This is a genomic window from Priestia sp. P5_B4 (assembly GCF_056400385.1).
In genome coordinates this window covers 1-6,063 of the sequence record NZ_JBFULJ010000180.1, presented here as the reverse complement: position 1 = coordinate 6,063, position 6,063 = coordinate 1, and the positions used below count along the sequence as shown (strand labels likewise).

At 34.0% G+C, this 6,063-nt stretch carries 6 protein-coding genes; 3 read left to right on the top strand and 3 right to left on the bottom strand.

The window, feature by feature from the left end:
* Positions 1-138: 138 nt before the first annotated feature.
* A complete protein-coding gene (locus AC1DRF_RS14565; RefSeq protein ID WP_477741006.1) occupies positions 139-546 on the bottom strand; it encodes a CBS domain-containing protein in 408 nt (135 codons plus the stop codon).
* 241 nt (positions 547-787) lie between these two features.
* On the opposite strand from AC1DRF_RS14565, the gene AC1DRF_RS14560 reads away from it, so the two are divergent.
* Positions 788-1,114, top strand: coding sequence for a YflT domain-containing protein (locus AC1DRF_RS14560; protein ID WP_427076916.1), 327 nt, complete (start codon positions 788-790; stop codon positions 1,112-1,114).
* Positions 1,115-1,200: 86 nt separating this feature from the next.
* Here AC1DRF_RS14560 and AC1DRF_RS14555 read toward each other — a convergent pair whose 3' ends face one another.
* Positions 1,201-1,830, bottom strand: a complete 630-nt coding sequence (locus AC1DRF_RS14555) for a flavodoxin family protein (RefSeq protein ID WP_477741005.1) — start codon at positions 1,828-1,830, stop codon at positions 1,201-1,203.
* A 554-nt stretch (positions 1,831-2,384) separates the two neighbouring features.
* The gene (locus AC1DRF_RS14550; RefSeq protein ID WP_477741004.1) at positions 2,385-4,076 is read right to left on the bottom strand and encodes a glycoside hydrolase family 13 protein; all 1,692 of its coding nucleotides are present in this window, start codon (positions 4,074-4,076) and stop codon (positions 2,385-2,387) included.
* A 555-nt stretch (positions 4,077-4,631) separates the two neighbouring features.
* Here AC1DRF_RS14550 and gdh point away from each other — a divergent pair.
* Together gdh and AC1DRF_RS14540 are read left to right on the top strand one after the other, a co-directional pair.
* Complete coding sequence (gdh, locus tag AC1DRF_RS14545; protein WP_477741003.1) at positions 4,632-5,417, top strand: glucose 1-dehydrogenase; 786 nt, start codon at positions 4,632-4,634, stop codon at positions 5,415-5,417.
* A 164-nt stretch (positions 5,418-5,581) separates the two neighbouring features.
* Complete coding sequence (locus AC1DRF_RS14540) at positions 5,582-5,809, top strand: hypothetical protein (protein WP_216142220.1); 228 nt, start codon at positions 5,582-5,584, stop codon at positions 5,807-5,809.
* The last annotated feature ends 254 nt before the right edge of the window (positions 5,810-6,063 follow it).

Below are 6,063 nucleotides of genomic sequence, written 5' to 3'. Positions count from 1 at the left end.
ATTTTCATCTCCTCCTATTCCTTTTCTATTATTCATGTTCCCTAGGTATAAATATTAAAACTTCTACTTATCATAATCGCTATTATAGATAGAAAAAAACTAAAAAAGAAACGATTTATAGATAAAATCTCCTGATTTTTATTTAGTAGGTTCAGCAGGGACTGAAATGTCCTCAAGAGCTTTCCCTGCTTCTTTATTTGAAGCATTACTTACTGCTAAATCTCCTAAAGAAACCATTCCAATGAGTTTTCCATCATCTACGATAGGAAGTCTGCGTATTTGATACTGAGACATGATTTCCATAGCTTGTTCTACAGATGTATGTTTTGTACCAGTAATCACGTCCGTTGTTATCATTTCAGATATCTGAGTATTTGCATTAAAATTATTAGCTAATCCTTTGACAACTAAATCACGATCCGTTATTAATCCTATTAGCTTATTATCTTCACAAACGGGAATAACTCCTACATCTAGATTCTTCATCATGTTAGCTACCTCACCACAAGAACTTTTAAGGTTACACGTCTCAATATTTGAGGTCATTACTTCTGTTATGTTCATAATAATTCCTCCTTTATTGAATAATCGTCTTATTTTACTTCGTTCCCGTATAGCATCTTCTAAAACATAAGCTTGAGTTTTAGTAAACACAGCTTTAGATTTTAAGGGGAAGAAAATGAATTTTGAATTGGAGGAATTTATAGCATTTTATCAGTTAGTAAAAAAAAGATTTTTATTTCTTGAAAATGGGTATATATCATTTAACTACAAAGGAGGGTTTTTTATGAAAAATGTAAGAGTAGTAGAAAACGGAGTCCAAGCAAAAGAGGCAATTGAACAATTTCTAAATCGAGGATACACAAAAGATGAAGTATATTTATTAGCTCATGATAAAAATCGTTCCAAAGATTTAACGGAAGCATTAGAGACGAAAGATGTTGGTGTCTCAGAACAAGGAGCATTTGATTTAGTAGCCAATGTATTTCGATCTCGTGGAGATGAATTACGTTCTAAAATCGAATCTTTAGGGTTATCGGGTGTTGAAGCTCAACAATATGAAAAAGAATTAGATCAAGGACGTGTACTAATAGTTGCAACCAAAGCAGGCTAACATAAAAAAGGATGATTTTTCGCAAAAATAGTTACAGGATGTATGTAAACGTATAAAAGAGGACCCGTTAATGGGATCCTCTTTTATTAACTATTGACTACATTTCCTTCAGCAGGAATTGGGTGACTTTTCAACAGTCTTGCAAAATGTATTAGATTATGAGCCATCATTTTCACATGTTGCATGGTGAAATTATTTTTATATCCTTCTGCCTCAATAAAGGATGGTCCCGGCCCTGCTTCTCCTACCCAATACGTGTCCACATTGGGAGGAATGGTAAAACCTATATGAGATAATGCGTAGATGACCGAACGTGAAACGTGTTTGGCACCATCCTCATTTCCCGTCACTACTACTCCCCCTACTTTGTTGTAGTAAATGTATTGACCCTCATCATTTGTTAGACTACTTCCACCATAAAGCCTTTCTATAATTTGAGTAGTAATACTGCTTTGTTCACCTAGCCAAATAGGAGAGCCTATTAGTACAATATCTGCTTCCTTTACTTTTTCAAAAATAGAAGGCCATTCATCTTCTTCATTTACTGCTTTTTCTGTAATTCCGTGTCCAACCTTATAGTCTGCTATGGTTATGACTTCGGTTTCCACCTCATTCTTATCAAATATCTTCACCACTTCGCCAATTAACGCACCTGTGTTTGAGACTTCAGGACTTCTCTTTAACGTACAATTAAGTATAAGAGTTTTAAGTGTCATGCTGATTTCCCAACTCCTTATAAATAAGTATTACTTTGGATATTCCCTCATTGAAGAGAAAAAACACGAAAATTTGGTAGTATTACAAGTCTTTAGGCGGGGATAAGTAAAGGATGAGTGCTAATAATTTTGCTATATTTGCATTATTTTTATTTTATCTTGACTCTTTTTTTAAACTAATATAAAAACAATCATCAAAAAAGCCCGTAGTTTTCTCCATTATAGAATTTATACTAGATAGATTTTTAGTTCATTTTAAACCTCTAATTTTTTGCCTTTTTATGATGTATGGGATATATAGAGTTTTTTAACATGCTGGACTTTCTCCGAACCCATTTGATTTTATAATAAAAATTGGACATATAATCAAAATCGGTTGGTTATGGAAGTTTTTAAGAAGCCAAGACAGGTTATAATGTCTTGGCTTCTTTATAAACTTATTTTATGATTTTAATAATTTCGATAAAAATTCATGATATGAAATATCAAATGTGTAGTTTAATTTAACACTATACTTCTAATATATCCTCCCTAAAGTAAAGGTTAAATTTCGATCATTCATTCTTTTGTAATGCATAAATTCGAGCTTCGTAAGGCTGTAGCTTTAACTCATGTAAATCTTCTCTTTCTACGTCATAATTAGAAATCAAAAGTTTAGCATCCAGCGTACTTAATTCTTCTGGCATTTCAAACGTTGGTGTTCGATCAAAGAAATTCAATATAATTAAAAATTTTTCTTCACCTAACGTACGAGTATATACGTAAAGGTCTGGATCAATAGGTAATAAGAGATTATATTCTCCATAAATAAGGACATCGTGTTTCTTTCTCAATGCAATCATCTTTCGATAATAGTGAAAAATAGAATTTTTATCCTGGAGAGCTTCCTGTACATTAATTTCTTTATAATTTGCGTTTATCTTCATCCAAGGTGTACCTTGAGTAAAACCTGCAGCATGTGTATCATCCCATTGCATAGGAGTACGGGAGTTATCCCTGCTTTTCCTCCAAATTGCTTTCATGGTAGAATCCAGCGAAGCTCCACTTTCCATTGCTTCCTTATAATAGTTAAGGGTCTCAATATCCCGATAATCCTCAATAGACGGGAAGTTGGGATTTGTCAYGCCAATTTCCTCTCCTTGGAATATGTAAGGTGTCCCTTCTAATGTTAGCAAGAACGTTGCTAACATTTTGGCTGATTCTTTTCGATATTTTCCATCATTTCCGAAACGCGATACTGACCGAGGTTGATCATGGTTACAGAGATAATTCGCATTCCAGCCTTGATTATGAATAATTGTTTGCCATTTACTCATTACATTCTTTAAATCTAGAAGGTTCCAAGGCTTAAATTCCCATTTACCAGTCCCTCCAGCTTTTGAATCTAATAGCATATGTTCAAAATGAAAGACCATATTCAGTTCGTGACGTTTATCTCCAATATAGTTCAATGCTTGTTCGGGTCCTAATCCCGATGTTTCCCCCACTGTCATGATATCGTATTTATACAGTACTTCCTCATATAAATTTCTAAGTAGAGTATGAACTTTTTCCAAATTAGAAAATAGCTTATAGGCTCTTACATACGGAAGGCTCGTTGGATTCGGCGCATCGGGAAGATTTTCAGATTTAACAATATGAGCAATAGCATCTAATCTAAATCCATCTACTCCTTTATCTAGCCACCAAGACACCATCTCTTCAACTTCTCTTATAACATTTTTATTATCCCAATTCAGATCTGGTTGTTGCTTAGTGTAGAGATGAAGATAGTACTCGTCCGTCAGTTCATCATATTCCCAAACAGATCCACCAAAATAAGATTCCCAGTTATTCGGTGGACCTCCATTTTTACCTTTTCTCCAAATGTAGTAGTCCCTCTTTGGGTTATCTATAGAAGAACGGGATTCAATAAACCAAGGGTGTTCGTCCGATGTATGGTTAACAACTAAGTCCATAATAATCTTCAAATTACGTTTATGTGCTTGAGTTAATAGTTCATCAAAGTCCTCCATCGTTCCAAACTGTTTCATAATAGCTCGATAATCACTGATATCATAGCCATTATCATGATTTGGTGATTGATAAATAGGGCATAGCCAAATCACTTCAATGCCTAGCTCTTTTAAATAGTCAAGCTTTGAAATAATCCCTTGTAAATCTCCAATTCCATCACCATTCGAATCTCTAAAGCTAATAGGGTATATTTGATAAACTACACTTTCTTTCCACCACTTCTTTTCCATTGGGCAAGAACTCCTTTTTACCATTATTAATCCTAAAGTGTTTGTTGTAGGTTCTCCGTAACCATTGAACTCCCTAGCAAGCAAGTATAGATATTAGGGTAGTGTTAGAAACTATTCTCATCTGCACAATTATTTACCCCATGTTTTAACAGARAAAACGTAATCATTGAGGAAGAAATAAGTGACCTCACATAATCTTTTGGCCTGGGAAAGTTAGGTTCTGATAGAAAAACTAATTCTTATAAACTATATATTTTCACTAAATGTTCTTTTTATATACATTTATTTTTTCTTAGAAACATTTATATTCAATTAATTAACCAACCAATTTTCACCATTGTTTATTCTGCGAGAATGAACAATTTAAACAACCTTTTAAGGTAACATGTATTTAGAATGAATGGTATTGTTTAAACATTTTACTGGATTGCTAGTTAAAAAGAGTTTTATTTTATGTATTGAGAGGTAATCTAACAGGAAGACAAAACTTATTAGTTGTTTTAAAAAGTACCTCAGAAGAGAAAATATATTTCTGCGGGATAGGAGGATTTTATTATGTATACAGATTTAAAAGATAAAGTAGTTGTAATCACAGGTGGTTCAACAGGTTTAGGACGCGCAATGGCTGTTCGTTTCGGTCAAGAAGAAGCAAAAGTTGTTATTAACTATTACAACAATGAAGAAGAAGCTTTAGACGCGAAAAAAGAAGTAGAAGAAGCAGGCGGACAAGCAATTATCGTTCAAGGCGATGTAACAAAAGAAGAAGACGTTGTAAACCTTGTTCAAGCAACTATTAAAGAATTTGGTACATTAGACGTAATGGTTAATAACGCTGGTGTTGAAAATCCAGTTCCTTCTCATGAGTTATCTCTAGATAACTGGAATAAAGTTATTGATACAAACTTAACAGGTGCATTCTTAGGAAGCCGTGAAGCAATCAAATATTTTGTTGAAAACGACATTAAAGGAAACGTTATTAACATGTCTAGCGTTCATGAAATGATTCCATGGCCATTATTTGTTCACTATGCAGCAAGTAAAGGCGGTATGAAACAAATGACGGAAACATTGGCTTTWGAATATGCGCCAAAAGGTATCCGCGTAAATAACATTGGRCCAGGTGCGATGAAYACACCAATYAACGCWGARAAATTTGCAGATCCWGWACAACGTGCAGAYGTAGAAAGCATGATTCCAATGGGTTACATCGGTAARCCAGAAGAAGTAGCAGCAGTWGCAGCATTCTTAGCATCRTCACAAGCAAGCTATGTAACAGGTATTACATTATTTGCTGATGGYGGTATGACSAAATACCCTTCTTTCCAAGCTGGGAGAGGCTAAAGGATGTTTTTATTTATTTTATGAAAGAAAGAGTAAATATCTTTATTGTCTGTCTAAATGAAAATAGTGATTCAGAAGGAAACAATACCGGATTGAAGAAGAAAAACAGTTGGTTTCAATAAACTTATTGCTTTCAGACAAAAAAGTAGAGGGGTGTTTATAAATTGTATAGAGGTCGAGACATGACTAAATTATCAATGATTTCAAAAAAAGAATGGAAAGATGATGAACTTACTTACTTTCATCATTCACTTCAACAGATAACTCCCTATTTAAATGAAGAAGGTCAGAAAATTCATCGTCAAATTATAGAGGAAATCGAATCTAGAGGTGGACTTTCCTGTATTGATTCGAACTGCACACATGATAAGGATAGTAAATCTAAAGGGTAAACTTAATACATTGAAGGATAGGGAAATCCCTAGGTATAAGGTTTATCTGAAAATCGGTAATATTTGTAACGTGTTAAGAGAGCCGTGTATATGATATAAAAATACAATCAATGTAAGTAGTATTATCGGAAATATAAATAATTTTTGGGCTGGGTGTGAGTCTCCGGTTACTTGGTAGACCATGGTCCAGAATTCGTGAATAGCCCACGCAGAATCTGCAATAGACATCCCAACTTGAGTGAGTAGGATTCCGG

What these genes read in the sequence shown, in the direction of transcription:
- AC1DRF_RS14565 (WP_477741006.1), bottom strand. Translation starts at nt 546, where the DNA reads ATGACCTCAAATATTGAGACGTGTAACCTTAAAAGTTCTTGTGGTGAG.
- AC1DRF_RS14560 (WP_427076916.1), top strand. Translation starts at nt 788, where the DNA reads ATGAAAAATGTAAGAGTAGTAGAAAACGGAGTCCAAGCAAAAGAGGCA.
- AC1DRF_RS14555 (WP_477741005.1), bottom strand. Translation starts at nt 1,830, where the DNA reads ATGACACTTAAAACTCTTATACTTAATTGTACGTTAAAGAGAAGTCCT.